The following is a 26,206-nucleotide window of genomic DNA, read 5'->3' as shown; positions in this document are numbered from 1 at the left end:
TGAGCCGTGTATAAACTGATCGAATTCCTGCGCAGAATCTACGTGGCGGTCTTGTTCGTCGTATTCGAAGCGATCGCCATCGGGTATTATGCGCACTCTTCGAATTATACGCAGGCCAAGCTGCTCACCCGCTCGAACCAGGTGGTTGGCGGGGTGAACGGCATCTTCGCAGACATTCGCTCCTATTTTACCCTGGGGCGCGAAAACGAACGCCTGCTGGAGCGTGTCGCCGTACTCGAGGAGGAGTTGGCTTTTTACCGGAGGTCGGCGGCCGATTCGGTGCGTACGGACCTGCTGCACGATATGGGAGAGAAGCCCTACGAGCTGACCGTCGCCCGGGTGATTTCCAATTCGATCAACAAGAACCGTAACTTCATCGTGCTGGACCGGGGCGAACGCGACGGCGTCGAGAAGGGGATGGGCGTGCTCTCTCCGGAAGGGGCCATGGTCGGCTACGTGGCCGCCAGTTCCGACCGTCATGCGGTGGCGGTGTCGATTCTCAATACGTCGTTCAATGCCAGCGGCAAGCTCGCCGGCGACGACTATTTCGGCTCGATCTACTGGGCGGGTGACGATCGCTACCACGTCCGCATGAAGGAATTGTCCAAATATGCCCGCGTTACGGAGGGGGAAGAGGTGGTTTCCTCCGGTTTTTCGCAGTATTTTCCGGCTGACGTGCTGATCGGCTATGTGGAGAGTTTTTCGCTGGCCGATACCCAGATGGCTTACGACGTGGTGATCCGGCTGGCGGTGGATGTGTCGCAACTGACGGATGTTATCCTGGTGCGCAACCGGGATATCGAAGATGTGCAGGAGCTCGAAGCCGAAGCCGAGCGGCAAAACAGAAGATAAATATGTACCGGACTGTTCCCTATATCGTCTTATTCCTTATTTTGGCCCTGTTGCAGATTTTTCTGTTCGACAACCTGTCGATCAGTATCTACCTCTGCCCTTTGGTCTATATCGGCTTCATTGTCCTGCTGCCGATCGACGCTCCGCCGGTTGCAGTGCTTTTTCTGGCTTTGTCGATGTCCGTTGCGATGGATTGGGCGATGGGGGCAGCGGGGATCAATACGATCGCTACGCTTCCGGTCGCTATGCTGCGCCGGCCGCTTCTGCAGTCTGTCTGCGGTAAGGAGGGGATTCGGGAGGGTGGTATTCCTTCTTCGATCCGGTTGGGGCAGGGCGGATTTCTGCGCTACCTGGCAGCGATGGTCGTGGTACACCACTTCCTGTTTTTCATGTTGGAGTCCCTGTCTTGGGCGCAGTTGTTCCATACGCTCGTCCGACTGGTCGTGAGCAGTGCTGTTACGGTGGGCTTCATCTGGCTGCTTGCGCGGCTGTTCACCACTAAACTGACGGTTCGGCTATGAGTTACGGTGGGGAAGGGGTTGCCCGGATGCGGGTGCTGCAGGTGGTCGTGCTGATCGTTTTCGGCGTAATCGCCGCGCGGCTTGCTTATATTCAGCTCATCGACAGCAAATATGAGGAGCTGGCCCGGGGCAATGCGTTGCGCTACGAAGTTCAGTATCCGTCCCGTGGCGAGGTGTTCGACCGCAACGGCGAATATCTGGTACAGAGTCGCGAGTGTTATGACTTGATGGTGATCTATCGCGAGATGGATCGGGAGGGGTTCGATACGACGCTTTTCTGTCAGGTTACGGGGCTTTCGCGCGAAGGGCTTGTGAGGGAGCTGGCCAATGCCCGTGTGCGTCCGCGTGCGCCCCGTATGGTGATGAACTATATGTCCAAGGAGGACAAACTTCGTTTCGACGAGTGTAACTTCGCCGGCTTCTATACCGTTTACCGGACTGCCCGGCAATACCCTCGTAAAGTAGGGGGAAACCTGCTGGGATATGTGGGGGAGGTCAATTCCGAAATGTTGCGGCGTTATCCTTCGTATCAGGCGGGCGAATACGTCGGAATCAGCGGCGTGGAGTCGGCCTACGAGCCGGAGCTGCGCGGTAAGAAGGGGGTGAAGATCTCCGAGGTGGATACGCACGGAGCGATCAAGGGTTCGTATATGGACGGTCGTTTCGATTCGCTGCCCGTACCCGGCAAGTCGATCGTCTGCACGATCGACGCGCGGTTGCAGCTCTTCGCCGAGGAGCTGATGGCCGGCAAAGTCGGGGCTGCCGTGGCGATCGAACCTTCGACGGGCGAGATTCTGATGATGGTTTCCTCGCCCACATACGATCCCGATGAACTGGTGGGACGGCAGCGGGGCAATCACTATATGGAGCTGCTCTATAACAAACGGCAGCCGCTGTTCAACCGTGCCGTAAGCGGCCGTTATCCGCCCGGTTCGACCTTCAAACTGGTTCAGGGCCTGATCGGGATGCAGGAGGGTGTGCTGACTCCTTCCATGCGTTATCCCTGTCACGAGGGTTATCAGGTCGGACGGCTCAAGATGAGGTGTCACGCCCATACGTCGCCTGCGGACCTGCGTTTTGCCATAGCGACTTCGTGCAACGCCTATTTCTGTTACGTATTCCGCGATATTCTCGAAAATCCCCGGTACGGAAGCGTCAAGGAGGGGTTCGACGTATGGAGGGAGTATGTCGAGAGTTTCGGCTTCGGCCGCAAGCTGGATTCGGATTTTCTGGGCGAGGGAAACGGCTATGTTCCCGACCGGAAGTTTTACGACAGGCGTTATCGGAAATCGTGGAACGCGCTGACGGTGCTGTCGCTCTCGATCGGTCAGGGGGAGCTGGAGTGTACGCCGCTGCAAATGGCTAACCTGGCGGCTATCGTCGCTAATCGCGGGTACTATTATATCCCGCACATCGTCCGTTCGGTAGAGGGGCGGGATTCGATGGACCGGCGGTTTTACGAGAAACATTATACGAAAGTCGATCCGAAATATTTCGAACCGATCGTGGAGGGTATGTGGCAGAGCGTGCACAAGGAGGGCGGAACCTCCCGGACGGCTTATCTGCCGGGTCTGGACGTGTGCGGCAAGACCGGTACGGCGCAGAATCCTCGAGGCAAGGATCATTCGACCTTCCTGTCGTTCGCTCCGAAGGACAATCCCCGCATCGCTATTTCGGTGTATGTCGAGAACGGCGGGTTCGGGGCTTCGGCCGCTTTGCCCATCGCCAGTCTGCTCGAAGAGTACTATTTGACCGACACCGTCACACGGCCCTGGCTGGTGGAGATGGTCAAGCAGAAAACGATTTATTACCCGGCCTATGGAAAATAACGGCATCGGTAAATTGTTCGAGGGCGTCGATCGCTGGACAGTGCTGATCTATGTGCTGATCGTGCTGGTCGGCTTCGTGGCTATCCTCTCCGCTTCGTACGAAGAGGGGGCGGAGAGCATTTTTTCCTTCTCGCATTTCTATATGAAACAGCTCGTCTGGATGGGAATATCGTTCGCCGTAGCGGTCGTCGTGTTGCTGGTCGATGCGAGCATCTATCACAAGTGGGCTTATCTGTTCTATGTCCTGGGATTGCTGACCCTGGTAGCCGCTCTGCTGTTCGGTCGTGAAGTGAACGGTGCGAAGGCCTGGTTCGAGATCGGGTCGGTCCGTATTCAGCCGGTGGAGTTCGCCAAAATCGCTACGGCGTTGGCGCTGGCCCGCGTGATGAGCTCCAGCTCGTTTTCGATCAACCGGGCGGGGGATCTTTTCAAGGTGGGATTGGTGATCTGTCTGCCGCTGTTGATTATCGTCATGCAGAACGATACAGGATCGGGTATCGTGCTCGTATCGCTGCTGTTCGTGTTGTACCGCGAAGGTTTGAACAAGTGGCTCTGTATTCCGGTGATCCTGATCGCCGTACTCTTTATTTTTTCGTTCCTCTTTACGCCGCTGACCCTGTTGGTGATGCTGATTCTGGTCTGTACGCTTTCCGAGGCGATGATGAACGGACAGTGGCGGTCCCGCATGGTTTATCTGGCTGCGCTGGCATTGGGCACGCTGCTTCTCTATTTCGGGATGCTGTTGGCGGCTCCCGGAGCGATGGATCTCTACCGCTGCCTGCTCGTGGTGACGCTGCTGTCGCTCATCTTTGTGGCGATTTATGCCTTCCGCGCCAATCTGCGCAATATTTTCATTACGATCGGACTGTTTCTGACGGCAATGCTTTTCGTTCCGACTACCGATTATATTTTCAATTCCATCCTCAAAGAGCATCAGCAGAACCGTATTTTAAGTTTCCTGGGGCTGGTCAGTGATCCCCTCGGTACGGATTATAACGTCAATCAGGCCAAGATCGCTATCGGTTCGGGCGGCTGGATCGGCAAAGGGTTCCTGCAAGGGACCCAGATCAAATACGGTTTCGTGCCGGAGAAACATACCGATTTCATTTTCTGTACCATCGGCGAGGAGTGGGGATTTCTGGGCGCTATGCTTCTGCTGACGCTCTTTTGCCTGTTGATATTCCGGTTGATGCGTATGGGCGAACGGCAGGAGGAGCCTTTCGGACGGATCTACTGTTACTGCGTTGCGGCATTCCTGCTTTTTCATCTGCTCGTTAATGTGGGGATGACCATCGGACTGATGCCGGTGATGGGAATTCCCCTGCCGTTGGTCAGCTACGGTGGTTCGTCGCTCATGGCTTTTACCATCATGTTGTTCATTGCGGTCCGGCTGGATGCCTCGACCCGGCAATATTCTTTTCGATAACATTCACAACCTTATTTATATATCCGACTGACTTTATGAAAGAACATCAACACAGAGGTTTGACTTCCGCCCAGGTGGAGGAGAGCCGCCGTCTGCATGGGGATAATCTCATCACGCCCCGCAAGGGGGATTCGGCCTGGAAACTGTTTGCCGAGAAGTTCCGCGATCCGATTATTCAGGTATTGCTGGTAGCGGCGCTGCTGTCGCTGGCGATGGCTTTTATCGATGGGGAGTTCCTGGAAACCATCGGAATTATCTGCGCCATCGTTTTGGCCACTTGTGTCGGCTTTTTCTTCGAATTGGACGCCATGCGGCGGTTCAAGCGGCTCAATCTGGTGAATGACGACATTCCGGTCAAGGTCGTCCGCGACGGGGAGATGACCGAGGTGCCCCGACGCGATGTGGTCGTGGGCGACCTGGTGTATGTCGAGAATGGCGAAACGGTCCCGGCGGACGGTAAGCTGGTGAAGGCCGTATCGCTCAAGATCAATGAATCGACGCTGACGGGCGAGCCTGAGGTGGACAAGACTACCGACGAATGCTTTTTCGATGCCGAGGCGACCTATCCTTCCGATGCGCTGTTGCGCGGTACGACCGTCGTGGACGGTTACGGCGAGATGATCGTCGAGGCTGTGGGCGACCGCACCGAAGCGGGGCGGGTAACCGAGCAGTCGTCCATAGCCAGCGAAGAGCCTACGCCGTTGTATAAGCAGCTGACGCGTCTTTCGAGGATGATCGGTAAGATCGGTATTGCAGTGTCGATTGCGATCTTCGTAGCGATGCTCGCCAAGGCATACCTGGGCGGCGAGCTTTCGACGGGCGATTGGGTCCAGACTTCCAAGGAGCTGCTGCGTATTTTTATGGTTTCGGTGGCTTTGATCGTGATGGCTGTTCCTGAGGGGCTGCCGATGAGTATCACGCTCTCGCTGGCGTTGTCGATGCGTCGGATGTTGAAGACGAATAACCTGGTGCGCAAGATGCACGCCTGCGAAACGATGGGGGCCGTTACGGTGATTTGTACCGATAAGACCGGTACGCTTACCCAGAACCGGATGCGGGTCGAGGAGATCATCCATTATGCGTCCATCGACGAACGGTTGCTGGCCGAGATCATCGCCGTCAATTCGACCGCTTTTCTCGATGCCGACGCAAATGTCATCGGCAATCCGACCGAAGGGGCCCTGCTGATCCGCCTGCGGGAAGAGGGATTCGACTATGCGGCTTTGCGCGAGGAGGCTCCGATCGTCGATCGTATGACGTTCACCACCGAACGCAAATATATGGCGACGATTATACAGAGCAAAACCACTGGAAAGCGTTTGATTTGCGTGAAGGGTGCTCCCGAAATCGTACGGGCGATGTGTATGCCGGATGGCAAGGACGCCCAGGTGAACGAACAGTTGCTGCTGTTTCAGGGACGTGCGATGCGTACGCTGGCGGTGGCGTATGCCGAAACGACGGCCGAACGATGCGAAGACGCGCTGCGGGATCCGCAGATGCTGTTCGTGGCCGTGGCGGCGATCGCCGATCCGGTGCGGGAAGATGTGCCGGCTGCCGTAGCCCGTTGTATGAAGGCCGGAATCGACATTAAGATCGTCACGGGCGATACTCCGGCCACGGCCCGTGAGATCGCACGCCGCATCGGTTTATGGCACGATGAAACCGACTCCTCACGGAACGAAATGACGGGCGTGGAGTTCGCGGCGATGAGCGACGAGGAGCTGCTCGAGCGGGTGCAGGCTCTGAAGATTATGTCCCGGGCGCGACCGCTCGACAAGCAGCGGCTCGTGCGTCTTTTGCAGCGCAAGGGCGAAATCGTGGCTGTAACGGGTGACGGTACGAACGATGCACCGGCGCTGAATTTCGCTAACGTGGGACTCTCGATGGGATCGGGTACGTCGGTGGCGAAGGATGCCAGCGACATCACGCTGCTCGACGATTCGTTTACGTCGATCGCATCGGCCGTGATGTGGGGGCGTTCGCTCTACCGCAATATCCAACGTTTCGTACTGTTTCAACTGACGATCAATTTCGCGGCGATCATCGTGGTTTTCGTAGGTTCGATTTTCGGGACCGAGATGCCGCTTACGGTAGTGCAGATTCTGTGGGTCAATATCATCATGGACACTTTCGCTGCGCTGGCGATGGCTTCCCTGCCGCCCAATCCGGCGGTGATGAACGAACCGCCGCGTCCCAAAGACGAGTTTATCATCACACCGGCCATGGCCCGGACGATCTTTACCTGCGGAACGATTTTCGTCGGCGTATTGCTCGGTATGCTGTTCTACTGGCGTGCTACGACCGGCGAGCTCAGTCTCGAACAACTGACCGTTTTCTTCTCTGTATTCGTCTTTCTGCAGTTCTGGAATATGTTCAACGCCAAAGGCTTCGAAGCGTGCCATTCGGTGCTGCACGATCTGCGGGGAAGCCGTACGTTCTTCTTGGTGCTGCTGTTGATCGCCGTCGGACAGGTATTGATCGTGGAATTCGGAGGTCCGGTGTTCCGTACTACGCCGCTCACGTGGGTACAATGGCTCGAAGTGATCGGCTATACCTCTCTGATCGCTATTCTGGGCGATGTCGTGCGGAGTATCCGCCGCCGCATCCGTCCCCGTCCCGGCTGTCGGTAAGCGGTGAGAACAGGTTTTTCCGATGCGGTCGGAATCTTGTATTTGGTAAATGAAGAAATTGCTGTTGCTGTGCCTTCTGCTGGGGGTGTCGATCGGCGCTTTCGCCCAGGTCGATACATTGAGTCCGATTACCCCCCCCTCCGCCGCAGCCCGTTTGTCCGGGATATGGAGCGGATAACCTCTTCGCGTGCCTATCGAATAACCTATATCGGAGTTCCCCTTATTGTCGCAGGTTTGGTCGTGCAGGAGCGGGATCGGGGATTTCGTCATTTGAGGAACGATTATGTACCGTCTTTCCGTCTCCATTATGACGATTATCTGCAATATGCTCCCGCAGCGTTGATGCTGGGGCTGAAAATCGGAGGAGTCCGGGGGCGCAGTTCGTGGGGCCGGATGTTGGTGTCGGATGCCTTTTCCGTCGCGCTGATGGCCGGAGCGGTCAACTCTCTGAAATATACCTGCCGTATGCCCCGCCCCGACGGATCGAACAACAAGTCGTTTCCGTCGGGGCATACGGCTACGGCTTTTATGGCAGCTACGATGCTTCATAAGGAGTACGGGCCTCGCAGTCCCTGGTACAGTATCGCCGGCTATTCGATGGCTACGGTAACGGGTGTTTCGCGCATGCTCAACAATAAACATTGGTTCAGCGATGTATTAGTAGGTGCGGGGATCGGTATTCTTTCCGTAGAGCTGGGATACCTGTTCGCCGATTTGATTTTCAAGGAGAGGGGATTGACGGAATTCGAGCAGGATTTTGCTTTCGATCGGTATTGCCGGCCGTCGTTTCTCGGTATGGAAGTAAGTACGGATGTGGTGATAGGACGGTATCGTCCTGTTGCGGGAGTCGAAGGCGAGTTCAATGCAGGTGTGAACCTGGGCATCGAGGGGGCTTGGTTTATGAATCCTTATGTCGGTTTCGGAGGACGTACGGCCGTGTCGAGTGTGCCGATCAAGTTGAATGTTGCCGAATCTACGGATCGTTTGGACAGTTGGGCCGCAAGTGCCGGGGCCTATTTTTCATATCCGATTACGGCACGCTGGCGGACCGGTGGCAAGGTCTTGGCCGGGTATCAGTATTATGAATCCTTTTCCCTGAACGGATATACGCTGGGGAGTTGCGGAGGACCTGTTTTCGGAGTCGGCACGTCCATGACATTTCGCGCCAACTACAATTTCGACCTTCGATTTCAGACGACTTATTACCTGCAACCTCCGATGGTCCGCGAGAGTCGTCAGCACCTTAATACGCTGACTTTGGGTCTGTCGGCGAATATCGCTTTTTAGTACTTGTGCGGGTCCGAACCGCGATTCTTCGAAACGGATAAAATGAAAGAGGTGCGACCTTCGGCCGCACCTCTTTTCGTATAAAGGAACAGGATTACAATACACCCTGCTCGAGCATAGCCTGTGCGACTTTCATGAAGCCTGCGATGTTGGCGCCCTTCACGTAGTCGATGTGACCGTCCTTCTGCTTGCCGAACTTCACGCAAGCGTCGTGGATGCTTGCCATGATGAAGTGGAGTTTCTCGTCCACCTCTTTGCCCGACCAGGAGATGTGCATGCAGTTCTGCGTCATTTCGAGACCCGAAGTAGCTACACCGCCCGCATTGACAGCCTTGCCCGGTGCGAACAGGATACCTGCCTTCTGGAATGCGTGGATAGCTTCCGGCGTGCAACCCATGTTCGAAACCTCGGCGCAGCACCAAGTGCCGTTCTTCAGCAGTTCGGCAGCATCGTCGCCGTTCAGCTCGTTCTGGAATGCGCAGGGGAGTGCGATGTCGCACTTCACGCTCCAAGCCTTCTTGCCCGGAGTGAAGGTCGTACCTGCGAATTTCTCTGCGAACGGAGCCACGATATTGCGGTTCGAAGCGCGGAGCTCGAGCATATAGTCGATCATCTCCTCGTTCATACCGTTGGGGATCGTTACTACACCGTCGGGACCGGAGATTGCGATCACTTTGGCGCCCAGTTCGGTAGCCTTCTTCGATGCACCCCAAGCCACGTTACCGAAGCCCGAGATGGCGATCTTTGCGCCTTCCAGTTTCTTGCCGGCCAGATGCAGCATGTGCTGTACGAAATAGAGTGCGCCGAAACCGGTAGCCTCCGGACGGAGGATCGAACCGCCCCAAGTTTCGCCCTTGCCGGTAAGAACGCCGGTGTGGTACTTGCGAGCCAGTTTCTGATACATACCGTTCAGGAAGCCGATCTCACGACCGCCTACGCCTACGTCGCCGGCGGGAACGTCGGTATCGACACCGATATTGTGCCACAATTCAAGCATGAAAGCCTGGCAGAAACGCATGATTTCAGCGTTCGACTTGCCGGTCGGATCGAAGTCCGAACCACCCTTTGCACCACCCATCGGAAGGGTCGTCAGGGCGTTCTTGAAAGTCTGCTCGAAACCGAGGAACTTCAGCATCGAAGGGTTCACGGCCTTGTGGAAACGCAAACCGCCTTTGTAGGGACCGATCGCGCTGTTGAACTGAACGCGGTAGCCCAGGTTGGTCTGAACTTCGCCTTTGTCGTCCACCCACGTTACGCGGAAGGTGAAGATACGATCCGGCTCTACGAGGCGCTCAACGATCTTGGCTTTCTCGAACTCAGGATGTTGGTTGTAAACTTCCTCGATGGACTCGAGTACTTCGCGTACGGCCTGCAGGTATTCGTTTTCACCCGGGTGCTTACGCTCCAATTCTGCCATTAAATTGTTAACATTCATAATATATTGAAATTAAGTTGTGGTTTAATGTTGATGCAAAGATAGTATTTATTCTTATAGATTGTAATTTATTTTGCATGAAAAGATTACTTTTTCGTACAAAGTGATTTTGTTTGTCTGAAAAACTGAAATTGAACGGTTTTTCCGAGCCAGGACTCTTCCGTATATATTATAAGGAAAAAGTTTTCGCACGGATTGGGGGGCATGAACGGGTATTTTGGAAAAATATCGTTATCTTTGTTGGGATTAAACCTTTTTCATAAGGCAATGAGTTCAGACAAGTACATTTTGCAGGAGGTCGTCGATGCCCGTACGGAACGGGAGTTCCTCGATCTGCCTCGGAAAATCTATAAGGGGAATCGTAATTGGGTATGTCCCCTCGATCCTTCTATCCGGGCTATTTTCGACCCGAAGAAAAATGAATTGCTCTCCGACGGCGAGGCCATTCGCTGGATCGCACGCGATAAAAAAGGAGAAGTGGTGGGACGTATCGCCGCTTTTTACGATCGGGAACATGCTTTCCTGGAGGAACAGCCGACGGGAGGATGCGGCTTTTTCGAGGCTATCAACGATCAGGAGCTGGCCGATCAGCTTTTCGATGCGGCCCGCATGTGGCTTTCCAGCCGGGGTATGGAGGCGATGGACGGTCCGATCAATTTCGGTCCCCGGGACTCCTGGTGGGGGCTGCTGGTCAGCGGGTACGAATTCCAGCCCCTCTATGAGAATGCGTACAATCCGCCTTATTATAAAGAGTTGTTCGAGAATTACGGATTTCAGAACTATTTCAACCAGCATACCTATCTGCGTCGGTTGGAGGTGGGGCAGTTGAGCGATTCGGTTTATGAGCGCGTGAAGCGCCTGGAGGAGAGTCCGGGTTACTGTTTCAAGCATATCTCGAAAAAGAATCTCGAGCAGGTGGCCGAGGATTTCCGGTTGGTTTATAACAAGGCGTGGGCGCTGTTTTCGGGTGTGAAGGCGATGGACCGCGAACAGGCGTTCCGCATTATGAATACGTTGCGCCCGATTATCGACGAACGGTTGGTCTATTTCGCTTACTATAACGACGAACCCATCGGCTTTTTCATCATGGTGCCCGATTTGAATCGGGTGATCGGTTCCTTCAACGGCAAGTTCGGCTGGTGGAACAAGTTGCGTCTGATGTGGGCGCTCAAGGTGGCGCATAAGGCTGACAGGGTTCTTGGCTTGATTTTCGGAGTCACCCCCGAGTTCCACGGCAAGGGCATCGAGGCGGGAATCATTCGTGAGTTCGAGAAGGCGGTGCCGAAGTTACCCTACAAATCGTTGGAACTTGCGTGGATCGGCGATTTCAATCCGGTGATGATGCGCATGGTGGAGAGTTACGTATGCGCCACCAAGCACAAGATGCATACGACCTACCGCTACCTGTTCGACCGCACGAAGGAGTTTCACCGCTGTCCCCGGATGGGCGTGAAGCGCCGCGAATAAGACTGATAATCAAATAACTGATAATTAAATCGATAACAGACAATGAAAACAACGGTTTTTACCAAACATCACATTGCGAACGGCGCTAAGATGGCCGAGTTCGCAGGTTACAACATGCCGATCGAATTTACGGGCATCAACGAAGAGCACCTGGCCGTGCGCAACAACGCGGGCGTATTCGACGTGAGTCACATGGGCGAGGTCTGGGTAAAAGGTCCCAAGGCCGAAGCGTTCCTGCAGCATATCACGACCAACGATGTTGCGGCGCTTTACGACGGGAAGGTGCAATATACCACCATGCCCAACGGCAAGGGAGGTATCGTGGACGACTTGCTGGTTTACCGGATCGATGCCGAAACTTATCTGCTCGTAATCAATGCGGCCAATATCGACAAGGATTGGAACCATATCGTCGAAGAGGGCAAGAAATTCGGCTTGGAGGCCGGTCATGGCAAGCAGCTCTACAACGCTTCGGACGAGATCTGCCAACTGGCGATCCAGGGTCCCAATGCGATGAAGATCGTGCAGAAGTTGTGCACCGAGCCGGTGGAGGATATGGAATACTATACGTTCAAGAAGCTGAAGGTTGCCGGTGTGGATGCGATTCTTTCGATTACGGGATACACCGGTGCGGGCGGCTGCGAGATCTATGTGGCCAACGAAGACGGCGAGAAACTCTGGAAGGCTCTCTGGCAGGAGGGTTCGAAGGAGGGGCTGAAGAACATCGGCCTCGGTGCCCGCGACACGTTGCGTCTGGAAATGGGTTTCTGCCTCTACGGTAATGATATCGACGATACGACTTCGCCCATCGAGGCGGGCCTGAACTGGCTGACCAAGTTCGTCGATGGCAAGGAGTTCATCGACCGTAAACTGATGGAAGAGCAGAAGGCCGGCGGTTTGACCCGCAAGCTGGTCGGTTTCAAGATGATCGATCGCGGTATTCCGCGTCATGGCTACCAGATTGCCTCTCCTGAGGGCGATATCATCGGCCAGGTGACTTCGGGTACGATGTCGCCCTGTCTGAAACAGGGGATTGGTATGGGTTACGTGAAGAAGGAGTTCGCCAAGGTCGGCACGCAGATCGCCATCGTGATCCGCGAGAAGCTGATGAAGGCCGAGGTCGTGAAACTTCCGTTCATTCAGCAAAAATAGTTTCCGTCCGATCGGATGATTCGGGGCGGCTCTGCAAAAGAGCCGCCCCTTTTTTGTCGTATCCGTGATTTTTGCATCCGACATCAGATCTGCGCGTCCGGTCGGAGCCGGTAACGGGTTATACTGAGAAGCAATTCCGATTTTATAAGGCCGTGAAAGGCATCGGTAAATAGGGTCCGGTTTTTCAGCCGTTCGCAGCCATCTCCCGGTCGAATATTTCGTCGAAAAGCCGCCGGAGCTCTTGGCGGTTGCGGATCAGCTCGCGCAGTCGTGCGAGGCGCAGGGCATTGTCCGATTCCGGGATCCAGAGTCGGAGATAGCCTCCTTCCGCGTATTTATGTGTCAGGTGATCGACACAGCGGCGATATTGATCCTCGCGGTCCAGCTCCGGATAGTTCGCCAGCCCGTATTGTATCGTGCGGCGGACGATGGTCGGCGGGTCGATACAACGGTCGGCTTCGGCAACGATGCGTCCGTAAATCGTGCGGGGTTCGTGGTCCGACGAGGCGCGGTGGTCTTCCACCGCCTCACGCATGACGGCGATCTGCTGCGGCGAGAACCACTGCCGCAGTTTTGTATCCGCAGCGAGGATTTCCCCCGAATGGATATGGTGCATCTCCCGTCCTTTCTCCAGTCCCACGTCGTGGTAGGCCGCAATTGCGTAAACCATCTGCCGATCGACCTGGTAATGCCGGGCCAGTGCCAGACTCTGTTCGATGACTGTCCGGGCGTGTTCGGGTCCGTGGGCACGGTCGAAATGTTCGTAACGGGGGAGGATCGCCTGTTCGACGTAGGCTTGCAACTCTTTATTCATGTGTTTCGTAAAAAAAGTCCCTTCCATGGTAGGGGAAAGGGACTTTGGTTGTAGAAACCGGATGGTGGTATCTGGATAAATATCCTATTTTGCGTATGCCACGGATCGGGTTTCGCGGATGACGGTGATTTTTACCTGCCCCGGGTAGGTCATTTCGTCCTGGATCTTCTTGGCGATGTCGTGCGACAGGCTTTCGGACTCCATGTCGGAGAGCTTCTCCGCACCGACGATTACACGCAGCTCGCGGCCTGCCTGGATCGTATAGGTCTTCACTACGCCGGGGTAGGAGAGCGCGATGTCCTCCATCTCCTTCAGACGCTTGATATAGCTCTCGACCACCTCACGACGGGCTCCCGGACGGGCTCCCGAAATGGCATCGCAGACCTGGATGATCGGGGCGATAAGCGACGACATCTCGATTTCGTCGTGGTGGGCGCCGATCGCGTTGCAAACCTCGGGCTTCTCCTTGTATTTCTCGGCGAGTTTCATACCGATAATTGCGTGCGGCAATTCGGGTTCGTCGTCGGGCACCTTGCCGATGTCGTGCAACAGACCGGCGCGGCGGGCCGTTTTGGGGTTGAGCCCCAGCTCGGCAGCCATGATGCCGGCCAGGTTGGCCGTTTCGCGGGCGTGCTGCAACAGGTTCTGTCCGTAGGAGGAGCGGTATTTCATCTTGCCGATCATACGGATCAGCTCCGGATGCAGGCCGTGAATACCCAGGTCGATCGCGGTACGTTTGCCGACTTCGACGATCTCCTCTTCGATCTGCTTCTGTACCTTGGCGACCACCTCCTCGATTCGGGCCGGGTGGATACGTCCGTCGGTTACGAGCTGGTGCAGGGCCAGGCGGGCGATTTCGCGGCGCACGGGATCGAACCCGCTCAGGATGATCGCTTCGGGCGTGTCGTCCACGATGATTTCGATGCCTGTGGCAGCTTCCAGCGCCCGGATGTTGCGACCTTCGCGGCCGATGATGCGGCCTTTGACTTCGTCGCTTTCGATGTTGAACACCGTAACGGCGTTTTCGATGGCCGTTTCGGTCGCCACACGCTGGATCGAAGCCACGATGATTCGCTTGGCCTCCTTCGTGGCGGTCATTTTGGCCTCCTCGATCGTTTCGTTGATGTAGGCTGCAGCGTCGGCTTTGGCTTCCGCTTTCATATTTTCGATCAGGATGCTCTTGGCATCTTCGGAGCTCAGGCCCGAAATCTGCTCGAGGCGCGTGTTCTGCTCGTGCATCAGACGGTCGATCTCCTCCTTCTTGTGTTCGAGCACCTGAAGCTGCGCTTCCATCTGCTCTTTGAGGCGGGCGTTCTCCTTGACCTTGCCTTCCAGTTCGCGCTGTTGGTTTTGCAGGTTGTTTTCGATCTGCTTGGCCCGCTGTTCGCTTTGGGCGATCTTCTGGTTGCGTTCATTGACCTGGCGGTCGTGCTCGCTCTTGAGCTGGATGAACTTCTCCTTGGCCTGGAGAATCTTCTCTTTCTTTATCATTTCGCCTTCCGCTTCCGCCTCTTTCCGGGCGGCTTCACGCAGTGCCTTGATGGTCTTCTTGGTAACGTATTTGGTTACCAGGATGTAAATACCCAGGCAGACTACGGCGGACAGGACGCTCGATAGTACGATTGTCATCATTGTTTTAGAGAGTTATTATTTGTTAGTTATTAGGGTTTGTGCATAAAAAAACCGCATAGTATTCCTTAACTTGTTTGACGAATCTGCAAGATCAGTCAAGTGTGGGGGCTCCCGAAAATCGCAACCTTCTACCGGCAGGCCGCAGCCTGCACCCCGAGGGGTTGAAGCCTGATTTTGAAAGTGGTGAGTTGCCCCAATGTAAAAATTGTTCAGTTTCGCAAAGCTTTAAGGAATCTATGCGGGTAGATTTTTCTTAAACGTATGGTAAAGAACGATGATACTTGCGGACTTTTCTATACGGTCCCCCCTCGTATCCTTCCCTGTTATTTCTTTTCGGTTTCGATTCGGTTCAGGTATTCGTCGATCTCGTCGCGCAGCGCTTCCAGCCTGCGGAGATCTTCGCTGCCCACTTCTCGGCTGCGGGCCAGCGAAACGCTCGAAATCGCCAACTGCAATGCGGCCATCGCCAGGCAGTCCTGTGTCGAGAATCCTTCGTATTTGGCTTTTTCGAACCGGGTGACATAGGCATTCACCTCGCGTTCGGCCAGGCGGTAGAGCTCCTCTTTCTCCGCCAGCGACTGTTCCTCGTTCGCTTCGTGCTTGAGCGTAAACGAGTAACTTTTACCGGCTATTTTGAGCTTTATTGCCTGTTGCTGGGCCATGTCGCTTGCTTCCCGTTAAATGAAATATCTTCGGTCGTTATCGTATGTCTTGCCTACTTGCCCGACAGCTCTTCGCCGATTCGGTCGGGTTTGTTGAGTAGGGTGATGCACTTGTCCACCTCCCGCATTAAACGGTTGACGCGTGCGATCGCTTTGCTTTGGTCGGGTGCATTTCCTGCGAGTCCCTGGCTGAGCTGTACGCGGGCGAGCTCCTTGCCGAGCTCTTTTACCTGCATTTGCAAATCGCGGTTTTCTTTACGCAAGACGTCGCGCTCCGCCGCTGTTTCCTTGCAAAGGGCCGTAAGCCGACGATGGTCGGCAATGAGCTGCCGAATCTGCGCCTCGAAATCGCTTATGACCTTTTTCTCTGCCATTTATCTGTCGCCGGAAATATTTTCCGCCTTCCCAAAGGTATATAAAAAACGTCAAACGACAAAATTTTATTTCATGATCATATCCTTTCGTGTCCCCCGTTATGGGAAGCGTAGCGGCCCAATTCCCCTCCCGGGAAGGGAATTAGGGGTGAATTGCGGACACGACCGGAGGCCGTGAGTTAGCGACCGTCGGATTCGATCCTGCGACTGTCGGATAACGCTACATTGAAAGATGTGATGATTGTCTTTTATTTCGTTTCGAGTTCGCCGTAGAGGTCGTAGTCTTCGGCTGCGGTGATCCGCACCTGATAGAAGCAACCGCGGATCAGCCTGCGGCCTGCGGCCGGAATCAGGATCTCCTGATCCACTTCGGGCGAGTCGTATTGCGACCGTCCTACGTAGAAATCCCCCTGCCGGGAGTCGATGATGACCCGCTCCAACTGACCGATACGTGCCCGGTTGTTTTCGAGCGAGATCTCATTCTGAAGCGCCATTACTCGTTCTACACGACTTTGTTTGACCTCTTCCGGAACATCGTCCGGCAGATTCCGGGCCGAATAGGTTCCCTCCTCTTCGGAATAGGGGAATACGCCCAGTCGTTCGAACCGTACCGTGCGCACGAATTCCAGAAGCTCTTCGAAGTCGGCTTCGGTTTCGCCCGGATATCCGACCAGCAGGGTCGTGCGCAGCGCGAGGTCGGGAATGGCCTGCCTCAGTTTGTCGATCAGTTCGTAAGCCTGGGCCTTGGTATGGCGTCGGTGCATGGCCGCGAGCTGGTCGTCGGAGATATGCTGGAAGGGAATGTCGAGGTATTTGCAGATTTTGGGTTCGCGGGCCATCACTTCGATCACCTCGTCGGGGAAAGCCGTGGGGTAGGCGTAGTGGAGCCGGATCCAGCGGATGCCGTCGATGCGGCACAAGGCTTCGAGCAGTTCGGCCAGGCGTCGTTTGCCGTAAAGGTCCAGGCCGTAGTAGGTCGTGTCCTGTGCGATTACGATCAGTTCGCGCACACCGCCTGCGGCCAGCTTCCGGGCCTCTTCCAGCAGGGTTTCCATCGGCACCGAAGCGTGGGGCCCCCGAATCAGGGGAATGGCGCAATAACCGCACTTCCAGTTGCAGCCTTCGGAAATTTTCAGGTAAGCGTAATGTTTCGGGGTGGTGAGCCGGCGTTCGGTCGCAAGCGCTGGCCGGGGAGTCGCCTCCAGCGCCCGAACGATGTCGTCCCAATCCTTCACGCCGAAGAACTCATCGACCTCGGGCAGCTCGGCACGCAGCTCCTCCGCATAACGCTCGCTCAGGCAGCCCACGACGAACAGCCGTTCGATTTTACCCGTCTGTTTGGCGGCGGCGGCCCGGAGGATCATGTCGATCGACTCCTGCTTGGCGTCGCCGATGAAGCCGCAGGTGTTGATGACCACGACTTTGGCATCGGTGCGGTCGCTGTCGTGCGTGACCGTATAGCCTGCGGCTGCGAGCTGGGCCATCAGGTGTTCCGAATCGACCGTGTTTTTCGAGCACCCGAGGGTGATGACGTTAATTTTCTTCATTCACGGGAGATTTTATTTTGCTTCGCTGCCGAAAAGGGCGTTCACGAACTCCTTGCGGTCGAACATCTTGAGCTGGTCGATACCTTCGCCGATGCCGATGTAGCGGACGGGAATGCGGAACTGGTCGCTGATGCCGATCACCACGCCGCCCTTGGCCGTGCCGTCGAGCTTGGTGATGGTGAGCGACGTGACCTGCGTGGCCTGGGTGAATTGCCGGGCCTGTTCGAAGGCGTTCTGTCCGGTCGAACCGTCCAGCACCAGCATCACCTCCTGCGGGGCGTTGGGGATAACCTTGCCCATCACGTTGCGGATCTTGGTCAGCTCGTTCATCAGGCCGACCTTGTTGTGCAGGCGGCCCGCCGTGTCGATCAGTACGACGTCGGCCTTGTTCGCCACGGCCGATTTCAAGGTGTCGAAGGCCACCGACGCCGGATCGGAGCCCATCTCCTGACGGATCATCGTGGCGCCGGCCCGTTCGGCCCATACGGCCAACTGGTCGATGGCGGCCGCACGGAACGTATCCGCAGCGCCGATATAGACGTTGAGGCCGGCCCGGGTGAGCTGGGCCGCGAGTTTGCCGATCGTCGTGGTCTTGCCGGCGCCGTTCACGCCGACGACCATGATGACGTAGGGGACGCCTTCCTCGACGTCGAGTCCGAAGTTTTCGGTCGAGCGGTGCGACTCCTCCATCAGTTGGGCGATCTCGTCGCGCAGGATCGATTGCAACTCCGAGGTGTTCATATACTTGTCCCGTGCGACGCGGGCTTCGATGCGTTCGATGATCTTCACGGTGGTTTCCACGCCTACGTCGGAGGTGATGAGCACCTCCTCCAGATCGTCGAGCACCTGTGTATCGATGGTCGATCGACCGGCAACGGCCCGCGCCAGTTTCGAGAAGAGGCCCGTTTTGGTCTTCTCCAGACCGGAGTTGAGTTCCGCCTGCTCCCGGTCAGCGGTTCGGGCAGCCGGCTGGGGAGAGGTATTTTCCTGCTTCGTCGTATTTTCGACCGCAGCCGGCCGGTGGTTTTCCGGAGAAGTCGGTTGAGATCGTTCCGCCGGAGTCGTCGGCTGTGTATTCTGTTTTTTCTTGAAAAGATCGAAGAATCCCATAAAATATTGTTATATTAGTAATGTTGCAAAAATACGAAAAGCCCAGAGAAAACGGGAACTTGTTGCCAGTTTTCCGAGAACATTTTAAGACTACGTCAAAGATAGTGAAAGATAAAAGCAATCGTGTGGGCTTGCACGCAAAGATTGCCGAATCGCTTCCTGTCTTCTGCAAAGATAGTACAACCAGCCGGCGGAGCCAAATTTTTTTGAGCGTTGCCGCGTTGGAGTATTTAGGCAAAGTTAGAGATACGGATAAATCGGGTGGTGCAAAGCGAATTTATTCCCGTTTTGTCGAGGCGAAGAACCGCAAGAGGAACGAAGGTACGAATGATTCCTCGATGATCGGTGCTGTTCTGCCGGGTTGCGGGTCGGTGAAAATACAAAGGGCATCCGTTGAGGATGCCCTTTGTATTAAGCGGAATCGAATTTTTAGGTTGTTTTCCGAATCCGGTCCGGCGGATGATTCTTTCCGGCCTTGCGATCCGAAAACATTCGTTTCGCCTAATGCATTGCATTTATTTCTTCTCGGCGAAAAAGTCTTTCACCTGGTCGTTGGCGATGATGCCCTCTTTGAAGATGTATGCACCGGTTTTGTCGGATTTCACCATTTTGATACATTTGGTGAACTGTTTGCCCGTACCGGTTTTCAGCGTTGCGACTACTTTCTTTGCCATATAGCACTAAAATTATTTGATTTCACGATGAATGGTCACCTTCTTCAGGAACGGGTTGTATTTCTTGCGCTCCAGACGGTCGGGGGTGTTTTTCTTGTTCTTGGTCGTGATGTAGCGGGACATTCCCGGAACACCGCTAGCTTTCTGTTCCGTGCATTCGAGAATCACCTGCACTCTGTTGCCTTTCTTTGCCATTTGTCACTTGAGTTTTAGTAAACCTTTTTGGGTGCGGCAGCTTCGCGGAGCGCTACTGCGAGGCCCTTTTTGTTGATTGTTTTGATTCCGGCGGCAGATACCTTGAGGGTGATCCAGCGGCCTTCCTCTTCAGACCAGAAGCGCTTGTTCTTCAGATTGGGGCTGAACTTGCGTTTGGTCTTGTGGTGCGAGTGGGAAACATTGTTGCCGATCACCGCTACCTTGCCTGTAATTTCGCAAACTTTCATTTTGGTTAAAATTTAATTGTAATCCCATTTCGGGGAGTGCAAATATACAATCTTTTGGCCAAATAACAAAACACCGGCCTGAAAAAGGGCCGGTGTCTCTGTTTTCGGGGGTCCTGACTTACCAGGGAATTGCGACAGGGTCTTTCTTGAAATTTTCGGTCGAAACACTGTTTCCGGGCGTTTCGGGATTCAGATATAGCGTACTGTTGAATGGCGTGACGAAGAGTTGTTGGCTGTCGGCATAGCAAATGAGCACGCCGATTCGGATCGTGCCTTCCGCTCGGTTGTACGTACCGTGCTGGTACTCTTCGCCGCCTTGGATGTTGAAGTCGTTGCCGACGCTCATTGCTCCGTATTCGTTGTGAACGATGCCGAGTTGGCACACTTCATTGACGACTTTTACATTGTTCGGGTCGGTCGCATCCATATAGAAATAATACGGACTGCCGGACAGATCGCTGTATATGCCGCTGGCCGCAAGTTCGGGGATCCGGGAGACGGAGAAGGCGTCGGTCAGACGGAAGAGGTCGCGATCGGCGAGTTTTTCGACTTTAAGGTTCGTAATATTGATCACGTTCGACAAGGAGGGGATGCTTTGGTTGAAGAAGAAGCCGCAAACGAACGTGGCTTCGGAGGAAACGGTGATCCATTCGGCAGAAGGATCGACGTACGGTTCGGTCGCAATTATTTCTTTCTTGAGCGTAGCTTTGCCTGCTGCGCTGGAGACCGAAATTAGCATAACGAATTCCGTTTCCGGCGGAAGCGAAATGTATTGGAGTGTATATCCTCCGTTGTTGGCCTGCTCTACCTGCTCTGCCGTCCATGCATTGCCGTACTTTGCGATCAACTCTTCGTCTATTCCCTCCCGGCTGAATACATTGTCGTAATCGCTTTTGAAGAAGAGTGCGGTAAGGATGCCGGATGCGTTGCTGGTGGTGGTAAGTACATCGATCGTAGTGCTGCCGGCCGAAGAGACGGTGACATTCACTTCGGGAGCCGGGCCTGTGGCGGCCGGAGTGTGAACGGGAACCGGGGCGGGGATTACGCCGACGGATTGGGTGCCGGAGAAATAGGCGGCCAAGACGAGGTAGTCGTTGTCTTCCTGTACGGGCTGCATCGAGTTTACGGCTCTTGCCTGGGTTGCAGTCTCTTCGTAACGGCCGTTGTCGTCGGTCGGAATGGTGGCGGAATAGGCCGCGAGGATTTCGGACGTGAGTTTTTGCGGATTGTCGAGGTAATATTCCTGTGCGATGAAATGATCCCACATCGCTTTGGTGACGAGCAGGGTCCGCAGGTCGGTCGAGGGATTACCTTCGATATTCCAGGTAACGGAGTTCGCCGCGATTTCTCCTAAAGTGACCGTAAGCGCTTTGTCCTTTTCGAACGCAATCGGTTCCATCGACTTGAGGGTCGCACGCTCGATCGAGACGGAGTTATGCGTTTGCCGGAGGCAGGTGTTGCCTTCGCTGTCGGTAAGCGTTACGGTGAATCCTTCCGTGTATTCGGCTGCCGGCAGCGCGAAGTAGAAATAGGTCGGAGAGTTCGCATCGAGTCGTACATTCTCCGTGCAGGTCATCGTGACGGAGGTGCTGACGAATTGTGCGGAACCTTCGCCGGGAGCGAAATCGAGGCTGCCGGAAGCCAGATCGCTTTTCGAGATTTCGAAGTGTCCGGCAATGGGTTCTCCCGCATTGCCCGACAGCATAACCGACGCGATCGACGCATCGCCGGTCACTCCTATGCGGAGTAATCCGCCGATATTTTTGAATTCCAGCGAGGTGGATGTGCTGTATGCCACCATCGGATTGCCTCCTGTCGTGTAAAACGAGTCGGGAGTATGGGGCACTTCGGGGCGGAAGTAGGCTTCGACGACCTCTCGCTCCGGGATATATCCGCCGTTGTCCGGAGAGTAGAGAGCCACGTACTCTTCGGCGGTGTCCACATTGGAGATCGTTGCGCGTGTCGGATCATTCGGATCGGGGATTACGGGCAAATTCGTGCCGTTGATTTGTACAATATCCTCTTCGCTCCAGTGGACGTAGGTTTCGCTGACGAGCGTCGTGCGGGTGCGGGGCGTCGAGAGAGTAAGGGTTACCTTGCTGTTTTGTTCGTCGTTTCCGGGATCGTCCGTTCTTCCCGGGTTTTCGGCCGGAGACTTGGTACAGGCCTGAAGAGCCAGGGCGAGGGTGCAAATCCCTGTGAGCAAATGTAAGAATCTTTTCATGGGTTTTGTTTTTTGATGGTTAGACTTGTCGGTTTTTCTTTTCGGGAATAACCGATGTATATCATGTGCTCGGATCATTTCGGGGCGGTGTGCGCCGGTCCGTATCGATCGGCTTTCCGGTGTCGTTCGATCGGCCTCGAAATCTGTTTGCCGGGAGGACTTTCGTTCGGGGCTTTTGACGGTCGGGAATACGGATGCTATTTTGTTGCAGCAAAGATGAAGGGAGCAGGCGTATATTGCTCTCTCATTTCGTTTATATCATTTCTCAAAAAGTATATTTGTCGAAAGATCCCGTTTTCAAGGCCGTTCCCGTGTTTCCGAAAATCGTGCGGATAGAGGGGCGGTGGGAATAACTGGGTGATTTTGTCGCTGACCGGGAGGAAGAATCTGTTCGGGAATAGCTTCGAATTTCGGTTTTGGAAGGCGAATGTTTGATATATAGCGGTATGAGGTGCCCGTAATTACGGTCGGAGAATTAACTCTTTTCGACGGGGTGTGTTCAATGATCCGCCTTTGAATTTCATCGGACGGTGCTAGTGATCGTATCGGGCTTTTGTTTCGCGATTTTCGGGGGCGTCCGGCCGGACAGCGTATCGGAAAGGGTTGGATGCGTTCCGGGAGGAACGGGGCTTGTTCCAGAGACGGGGATATGAAGACTTCCGGAACCTTTCGAGGCTCCGGAAGTCAGGGGGCTTTGGGAAGTGTCGAAACCGGGTTATTCTCCGGCGGCATCCCGTTCGATTTCGTCGCGCAGGAGCGCGAGTGCGAAGGCGCTCGCCCGGTCGATGATTTGTCCCCGGTCGGTGCCGCATTGTTTGAGCAGGGTCACGGTACGGTGCGGGCCGGCTACGGCCATCCAGACCGTGCCGACGGGTTTCTGTTCCGTGCCGCCCGCAGGACCTGCGATGCCGGTGGTTGCGACGGCATAGTCGGCTCCGGCGGTGCGGCGTGCTCCTTCGGCCATCTGCCGTGCGACCTCCTCGCTGACGGCGCCCCGGCAGGCGATCGTTTCGGGATCGACACCCAACAGGTTGCTTTTGGATTCGTTGCTGTAAGCCACCACTCCGCACAGGAAATAGGCCGATGCTCCGGGTATTGCCGTGAAGCGGGCCGCGATGCTGCCGCCCGTGCAGCTCTCGGCCGTGGCGAGAGTCTGCCGACGCCGCGTCAGCAGGTTGTGGACGATCTCCTGCATGGTCGCCCGCTCGAATCCGAGGACGTAGCGGGGAATGATGCGTTGCAGGGCGGCGAATTGCCGGTCGATTTCGTGCGATACGCTCTCGCCTTCGACTTCGTAAGCCGACAGGCGCAGCCGCACCACGCCGGGTGCGGGCAGATATGCCAGGTGGAGGTACGGGGGCAGGGCATTTTCCCAGTCGGCGATCTTTTCGGCCAGCATCGATTCGGCCAGACCTGCCGTGATCAGCGTGCGGTGTACGATCTGCCGCAGGGAGAAACGGGCTTTCAGACGAGGCATTACCTCGTCGGTCATCAGGTGCTCCATTTCGAAGGGAACGCCCGGCAGCGAAACCACGACTTTGCCGTTCTGTTCGAACCACATGCCGGGGGCTGTGCCGTGGGCGTTGAAAAGCACGGTGCAGCACGCCGGGACGAGCGCCTGATCGCGGTTCAGGCGGTTGTATTCGATTCCGCGCGCTTCGAGCATGCGCCGTACGTGGTCGGCGACGGTTTGATCGCATACGAGCCGGGAGCCGAAGAGCTCGGCGAGGGTCTTTTTCGTGATGTCGTCCTTGGTGGGGCCGAGGCCGCCGGTCAGGATGACTACGTCGCTCTGGTTCATGGCCCGTTTTACGGCCTCGGTGATCTGCTCGCGCTGGTCGCCGACCGATGTGCGCTCCCAGACGACGATGCCCGCATTGTTCAGGTGACGGGCGATCGACGCCGAATTGGTATCCACGATCTGCCCGATCAGGATTTCGTCGCCGATCGTAAGAATAGATGCTTTCATGGTGGTAAGATTGAATTATTTCCCCGGCGCGGGCGAAGCGGAGGCTTCGGACGCTGCGTCGTCGATCAGGGCCCGGCAGATCTCCTTGACCAGGGAGGGCCCTTCGTAGATATATCCCGTGTATAGCTGGACGAGGCTCGCGCCGGCGGCGAGCATGGCTTTCACATCCCGGGCATTCATCAGGCCTCCGACGCCGATGATCGGATAGGCTCCGTGCGAACGTCGGTGGATGCGGCGCACTACCTCGATGGCCCGCTGCGTAAGGGGAGCTCCGCTCAATCGGCCGCTGCCGATTTCGTCGAGCGTCTCCTCATCGGTTTCGAGACCTTTGCGCGAGAAAGTACCGTTCACGGCCACGATGCCGTCCAGCGGCGTAGAAAGCATCAGGTCGGTCACTTCGTCGATAAGCGGGTCCGGCAGGTCGGGCGATATTTTCAGCAGGATCGGCCGGTACTGGTTCTGGCCGCGGCGAAAATCGAAGAGCGGCTGCAGAATATTCATCAGGTGGGCTTTGTTGTGCGATACGCTGCCGTCCGCACAGTTGTCGCAGCAGACGTTGATCGAAAAATAATCGACGTATTGGTAGAGGTTGCGGAACATTTTGAGGTAGTCGGCCGCGACCTGCGAAGGTTGTGTCAGCGTGTTTTTGCCGATGTTGCCTCCGATGATGAGCCGGTCGTGCCGGTGGCGGAGCTGGGCGATGGCCTTGTACAACCCCTTGTTGTTGAGGCCCGAACGGTTGATGATCGCCCGGTCTGCGGGCAGCCGGAAGATGCGGGGTCGGGGATTGCCGGCCTGGGGTTGGGGCGTGACCGTACCGATCTCGACGAATCCGAAGCCCAGGGCCGAAAGTTCGCGGAACGCTTCTCCGTTGCGGTCGAAACCCGCCGCCAGACCGATCGGGTTGGGAAACCGAAGTCCGAATACCTCCCGTTCGAGCGAAGGGTGCTCGGTGCGGTACATGGCACGCAGCAGCGCTCGTCCGCCCGGGATTTTCCCGATCATGCGCAACAGGAACAGGACCGTGCTGTGGGCACGCTCGATGTTCATGGCGAACAGGATGGGTTTGATCAGTTTACGATACATAATGGGCGGTGCGGTCGATTTCGGCCGCAAAGTTAAGAAAAAAGCATCTAAATTGTTAAAAATATTCTTCCCGGTAGCGGTATTCGTTGCGTATCGTTTCGAATTTTTCGGGGTTCTCTTTCAGCCGTCTGCTTTCGGCGGCGATGTCGAAGCGGTCGTCTATCGTGTCGCAAAGCTCCTGCCAGGAGATCGCCCGGGGACGGGACGGGGCGATGTTTGACGGATACCACTCCCCGAGCGACAGTCCGAAGTACCGGCCGATCGTCCGGACGGACAGGGCCGTTGCATTGGCCTTGCCCTGGGCGGAATAACCGGCGATATGAGGGGTGGCGAGCAATGCGTCCCGCAGCAGTAGCGGGTCGAGATCGGGCTCGTGTTCCCAGACGTCGAGGACGTATTGCAAACCGCTTTCGCGGAGCGCCTGCCCATCGACTACCTCGCCGCGCGAAGTGTTGATGAGGATGCTGCCGGGCTTCATTCGCTCGAAGAGCTTCGCCCCGGCCATGTGCCGGGTCGTATCGTCCAGCGGAGTGTGGAAGGTGAGGATGTCGGCCTGGCACGCCACCTCTTCGAGCGGCAGGAATCCGCCGTGCTCGCGCTCTTCGCGGGGGGGATCGCATGCCACGACGCGGAATCCCCACGTCCGGGCGTAGGCCTCGACGAGCGACCCGACGTGTCCTACACCGACGATTCCGAGGGTTTTGTCTGCAGGTTCCCAGGCCTGTACTCGTGAGAGGCGGACCAGTGCTGCAGCGACGTATTGCAGTACGCCCCGTGCATTGCATCCTGCGGCGGTCGCTACTTCGATGCCGTGTCGCCGACAATACTCCGTGTCGATGTGGTCGAAGCCGATGGTCGCCGTTGCGATCAGTTTGACGGACGATCCTTCGAGTAGGGCGGCGTCGCACCGGGTGCGGGTACGGACGATCAGGGCGTCGGCATCCCGGACATCGGCCGTTGCGATGGTTTTCCCGGGGAGGTATTCCACCCGGGCATAAGGTTCGAGTACTCCTTTCAAAAAAGGTATGGCATTGTCGGCGACGATTTTCACGACGGTATTCGAATTGGTTAA

23 protein-coding genes are annotated in these 26,206 nt (G+C 55.9%); 9 read left to right on the top strand and 14 right to left on the bottom strand.

Annotated elements, in window-relative coordinates:
• The first annotated feature begins 6 nt into the window (after window positions 1-6).
• Genes mreC through ALIPUT_RS11180 form a run of 7 tightly spaced genes read left to right on the top strand, consistent with a single transcriptional unit; the run spans window position 7 to window position 8,545 of the window.
• Window positions 7-852, top strand: a complete 846-nt coding sequence (gene mreC / locus ALIPUT_RS11205) for a rod shape-determining protein MreC (protein WP_004330104.1) — start codon at window positions 7-9, stop codon at window positions 850-852.
• 2 nt (window positions 853-854) lie between these two features.
• On the top strand, window positions 855-1,373 hold the full coding sequence (locus ALIPUT_RS11200) for a hypothetical protein (RefSeq protein WP_004330103.1): 519 nt from the start codon (window positions 855-857) through the stop codon (window positions 1,371-1,373).
• Window positions 1,370-3,202 carry a penicillin-binding protein 2 gene (mrdA, locus tag ALIPUT_RS11195; protein ID WP_004330102.1) on the top strand — a complete coding sequence of 611 codons (1,833 nt, stop codon included), beginning with the start codon at window positions 1,370-1,372 and terminating at the stop codon, window positions 3,200-3,202. The genes ALIPUT_RS11200 and mrdA overlap by 4 nt, the downstream gene beginning before the upstream one ends.
• The gene (gene rodA / locus ALIPUT_RS11190; RefSeq protein WP_004330101.1) at window positions 3,192-4,628 is read left to right on the top strand and encodes a rod shape-determining protein RodA; all 1,437 of its coding nucleotides are present in this window, start codon (window positions 3,192-3,194) and stop codon (window positions 4,626-4,628) included. Before mrdA ends, rodA begins: the two co-directional genes overlap by 11 nt.
• A 35-nt stretch (window positions 4,629-4,663) precedes the next feature.
• Window positions 4,664-7,258, top strand: coding sequence for a calcium-translocating P-type ATPase, PMCA-type (locus tag ALIPUT_RS11185; RefSeq protein WP_004330100.1), 2,595 nt, complete (start codon window positions 4,664-4,666; stop codon window positions 7,256-7,258).
• A gap of 49 nt (window positions 7,259-7,307) precedes the next feature.
• Window positions 7,308-7,436, top strand: coding sequence for a hypothetical protein (locus ALIPUT_RS13245; protein ID WP_004330099.1), 129 nt, complete (start codon window positions 7,308-7,310; stop codon window positions 7,434-7,436).
• Window positions 7,424-8,545: a phosphatase PAP2 family protein gene (locus ALIPUT_RS11180; RefSeq protein ID WP_004330098.1), complete on the top strand. Its 1,122-nt coding sequence runs from the start codon at window positions 7,424-7,426 to the stop codon at window positions 8,543-8,545. Before ALIPUT_RS13245 ends, ALIPUT_RS11180 begins: the two co-directional genes overlap by 13 nt.
• Window positions 8,546-8,639: 94 nt before the next feature.
• Here ALIPUT_RS11180 and gdhA read toward each other — a convergent pair whose 3' ends face one another.
• Window positions 8,640-9,980, bottom strand: coding sequence for an NADP-specific glutamate dehydrogenase (gene gdhA, locus ALIPUT_RS11175; RefSeq protein ID WP_004330097.1), 1,341 nt, complete (start codon window positions 9,978-9,980; stop codon window positions 8,640-8,642).
• Window positions 9,981-10,247: 267 nt separating this feature from the next.
• Between gdhA and ALIPUT_RS11170 the strand changes: the two genes are divergently transcribed.
• Window positions 10,248-11,447, top strand: a complete 1,200-nt coding sequence (locus ALIPUT_RS11170; RefSeq protein ID WP_040293965.1) for a hypothetical protein — start codon at window positions 10,248-10,250, stop codon at window positions 11,445-11,447.
• A 42-nt stretch (window positions 11,448-11,489) separates the two neighbouring features.
• The gene (gene gcvT, locus ALIPUT_RS11165; RefSeq protein ID WP_004330094.1) at window positions 11,490-12,599 is read left to right on the top strand and encodes a glycine cleavage system aminomethyltransferase GcvT; all 1,110 of its coding nucleotides are present in this window, start codon (window positions 11,490-11,492) and stop codon (window positions 12,597-12,599) included.
• A gap of 184 nt (window positions 12,600-12,783) precedes the next feature.
• On the opposite strand, the gene ALIPUT_RS11160 is transcribed toward gcvT, so the two are convergent.
• The 13 genes from ALIPUT_RS11160 to ALIPUT_RS11105 form a co-directional block, all read right to left on the bottom strand.
• Window positions 12,784-13,413: an HD domain-containing protein gene (locus ALIPUT_RS11160; RefSeq protein ID WP_040293964.1), complete on the bottom strand. Its 630-nt coding sequence runs from the start codon at window positions 13,411-13,413 to the stop codon at window positions 12,784-12,786.
• An 84-nt stretch (window positions 13,414-13,497) separates the two neighbouring features.
• The gene (gene rny, locus ALIPUT_RS11155) at window positions 13,498-15,045 is read right to left on the bottom strand and encodes a ribonuclease Y (protein ID WP_004330091.1); all 1,548 of its coding nucleotides are present in this window, start codon (window positions 15,043-15,045) and stop codon (window positions 13,498-13,500) included.
• A gap of 323 nt (window positions 15,046-15,368) precedes the next feature.
• Window positions 15,369-15,707, bottom strand: a complete 339-nt coding sequence (locus ALIPUT_RS11150) for a cell division protein ZapA (RefSeq protein WP_004330089.1) — start codon at window positions 15,705-15,707, stop codon at window positions 15,369-15,371.
• Window positions 15,708-15,760: 53 nt separating this feature from the next.
• On the bottom strand, window positions 15,761-16,081 hold the full coding sequence (locus ALIPUT_RS11145) for a hypothetical protein (protein ID WP_004330088.1): 321 nt from the start codon (window positions 16,079-16,081) through the stop codon (window positions 15,761-15,763).
• A gap of 248 nt (window positions 16,082-16,329) precedes the next feature.
• Complete coding sequence (rimO, locus tag ALIPUT_RS11140; protein ID WP_004330086.1) at window positions 16,330-17,628, bottom strand: 30S ribosomal protein S12 methylthiotransferase RimO; 1,299 nt, start codon at window positions 17,626-17,628, stop codon at window positions 16,330-16,332.
• 12 nt (window positions 17,629-17,640) lie between these two features.
• The gene (gene ftsY, locus ALIPUT_RS11135; protein ID WP_004330085.1) at window positions 17,641-18,738 is read right to left on the bottom strand and encodes a signal recognition particle-docking protein FtsY; all 1,098 of its coding nucleotides are present in this window, start codon (window positions 18,736-18,738) and stop codon (window positions 17,641-17,643) included.
• 515 nt (window positions 18,739-19,253) lie between these two features.
• Window positions 19,254-19,412, bottom strand: coding sequence for a DUF4295 domain-containing protein (locus ALIPUT_RS12615; RefSeq protein WP_022460452.1), 159 nt, complete (start codon window positions 19,410-19,412; stop codon window positions 19,254-19,256).
• 12 nt (window positions 19,413-19,424) lie between these two features.
• On the bottom strand, window positions 19,425-19,607 hold the full coding sequence (rpmG, locus tag ALIPUT_RS11130) for a 50S ribosomal protein L33 (protein ID WP_022460453.1): 183 nt from the start codon (window positions 19,605-19,607) through the stop codon (window positions 19,425-19,427).
• 14 nt (window positions 19,608-19,621) lie between these two features.
• Window positions 19,622-19,855 (bottom strand): 50S ribosomal protein L28, encoded by a 234-nt coding sequence (rpmB, locus tag ALIPUT_RS11125; RefSeq protein ID WP_004330083.1) that lies wholly within the window; start codon window positions 19,853-19,855, stop codon window positions 19,622-19,624.
• Window positions 19,856-19,973: 118 nt separating this feature from the next.
• Complete coding sequence (locus tag ALIPUT_RS11120; RefSeq protein WP_147554437.1) at window positions 19,974-22,079, bottom strand: hypothetical protein; 2,106 nt, start codon at window positions 22,077-22,079, stop codon at window positions 19,974-19,976.
• Window positions 22,080-22,794: 715 nt separating this feature from the next.
• Window positions 22,795-24,048, bottom strand: coding sequence for a competence/damage-inducible protein A (locus ALIPUT_RS11115; RefSeq protein ID WP_004330081.1), 1,254 nt, complete (start codon window positions 24,046-24,048; stop codon window positions 22,795-22,797).
• A 15-nt stretch (window positions 24,049-24,063) separates the two neighbouring features.
• Entirely contained in the window at window positions 24,064-25,134 is a 1,071-nt protein-coding gene (locus tag ALIPUT_RS11110) for a quinone-dependent dihydroorotate dehydrogenase (protein ID WP_004330080.1), read from the bottom strand.
• Between the two features lie 55 nt (window positions 25,135-25,189).
• On the bottom strand, window positions 25,190-26,185 hold the full coding sequence (locus ALIPUT_RS11105) for a 4-phosphoerythronate dehydrogenase (RefSeq protein WP_004330079.1): 996 nt from the start codon (window positions 26,183-26,185) through the stop codon (window positions 25,190-25,192).
• Between the last annotated feature and the right edge of the window lie 21 nt (window positions 26,186-26,206).

It is taken from the genome of Alistipes putredinis DSM 17216, assembly GCF_000154465.1.
GTDB lineage: Bacteria > Bacteroidota > Bacteroidia > Bacteroidales > Rikenellaceae > Alistipes > Alistipes putredinis.
Note: the sequence above shows the minus strand (reverse complement) of the source record. Positions and strands in the feature narration are given on the sequence as shown.

Bases quoted from the DNA above. Each gene is read 5' to 3' on its own strand.
- ALIPUT_RS11110 (WP_004330080.1), bottom strand. From the start codon at position 25,134: ATGTATCGTAAACTGATCAAACCCATCCTGTTCGCCATGAACATCGAG.
- rpmB (WP_004330083.1), bottom strand. From the start codon at position 19,855: ATGAAAGTTTGCGAAATTACAGGCAAGGTAGCGGTGATCGGCAACAAT.
- ALIPUT_RS11120 (WP_147554437.1), bottom strand. From the start codon at position 22,079: ATGAAAAGATTCTTACATTTGCTCACAGGGATTTGCACCCTCGCCCTG.
- ALIPUT_RS13245 (WP_004330099.1), top strand. From the start codon at position 7,308: ATGAAGAAATTGCTGTTGCTGTGCCTTCTGCTGGGGGTGTCGATCGGC.
- rpmG (WP_022460453.1), bottom strand. From the start codon at position 19,607: ATGGCAAAGAAAGGCAACAGAGTGCAGGTGATTCTCGAATGCACGGAA.
- ftsY (WP_004330085.1), bottom strand. From the start codon at position 18,738: ATGGGATTCTTCGATCTTTTCAAGAAAAAACAGAATACACAGCCGACG.
- ALIPUT_RS11160 (WP_040293964.1), bottom strand. From the start codon at position 13,413: ATGAATAAAGAGTTGCAAGCCTACGTCGAACAGGCGATCCTCCCCCGT.
- gcvT (WP_004330094.1), top strand. From the start codon at position 11,490: ATGAAAACAACGGTTTTTACCAAACATCACATTGCGAACGGCGCTAAG.
- ALIPUT_RS12615 (WP_022460452.1), bottom strand. From the start codon at position 19,412: ATGGCAAAGAAAGTAGTCGCAACGCTGAAAACCGGTACGGGCAAACAG.
- ALIPUT_RS11145 (WP_004330088.1), bottom strand. From the start codon at position 16,081: ATGGCAGAGAAAAAGGTCATAAGCGATTTCGAGGCGCAGATTCGGCAG.
- ALIPUT_RS11150 (WP_004330089.1), bottom strand. From the start codon at position 15,707: ATGGCCCAGCAACAGGCAATAAAGCTCAAAATAGCCGGTAAAAGTTAC.
- ALIPUT_RS11115 (WP_004330081.1), bottom strand. From the start codon at position 24,048: ATGAAAGCATCTATTCTTACGATCGGCGACGAAATCCTGATCGGGCAG.
- ALIPUT_RS11180 (WP_004330098.1), top strand. From the start codon at position 7,424: ATGGAGCGGATAACCTCTTCGCGTGCCTATCGAATAACCTATATCGGA.
- rodA (WP_004330101.1), top strand. From the start codon at position 3,192: ATGGAAAATAACGGCATCGGTAAATTGTTCGAGGGCGTCGATCGCTGG.
- mrdA (WP_004330102.1), top strand. From the start codon at position 1,370: ATGAGTTACGGTGGGGAAGGGGTTGCCCGGATGCGGGTGCTGCAGGTG.
- ALIPUT_RS11185 (WP_004330100.1), top strand. From the start codon at position 4,664: ATGAAAGAACATCAACACAGAGGTTTGACTTCCGCCCAGGTGGAGGAG.
- gdhA (WP_004330097.1), bottom strand. From the start codon at position 9,980: ATGAATGTTAACAATTTAATGGCAGAATTGGAGCGTAAGCACCCGGGT.
- rny (WP_004330091.1), bottom strand. From the start codon at position 15,045: ATGATGACAATCGTACTATCGAGCGTCCTGTCCGCCGTAGTCTGCCTG.
- rimO (WP_004330086.1), bottom strand. From the start codon at position 17,628: ATGAAGAAAATTAACGTCATCACCCTCGGGTGCTCGAAAAACACGGTC.
- ALIPUT_RS11200 (WP_004330103.1), top strand. From the start codon at position 855: ATGTACCGGACTGTTCCCTATATCGTCTTATTCCTTATTTTGGCCCTG.
- ALIPUT_RS11170 (WP_040293965.1), top strand. From the start codon at position 10,248: ATGAGTTCAGACAAGTACATTTTGCAGGAGGTCGTCGATGCCCGTACG.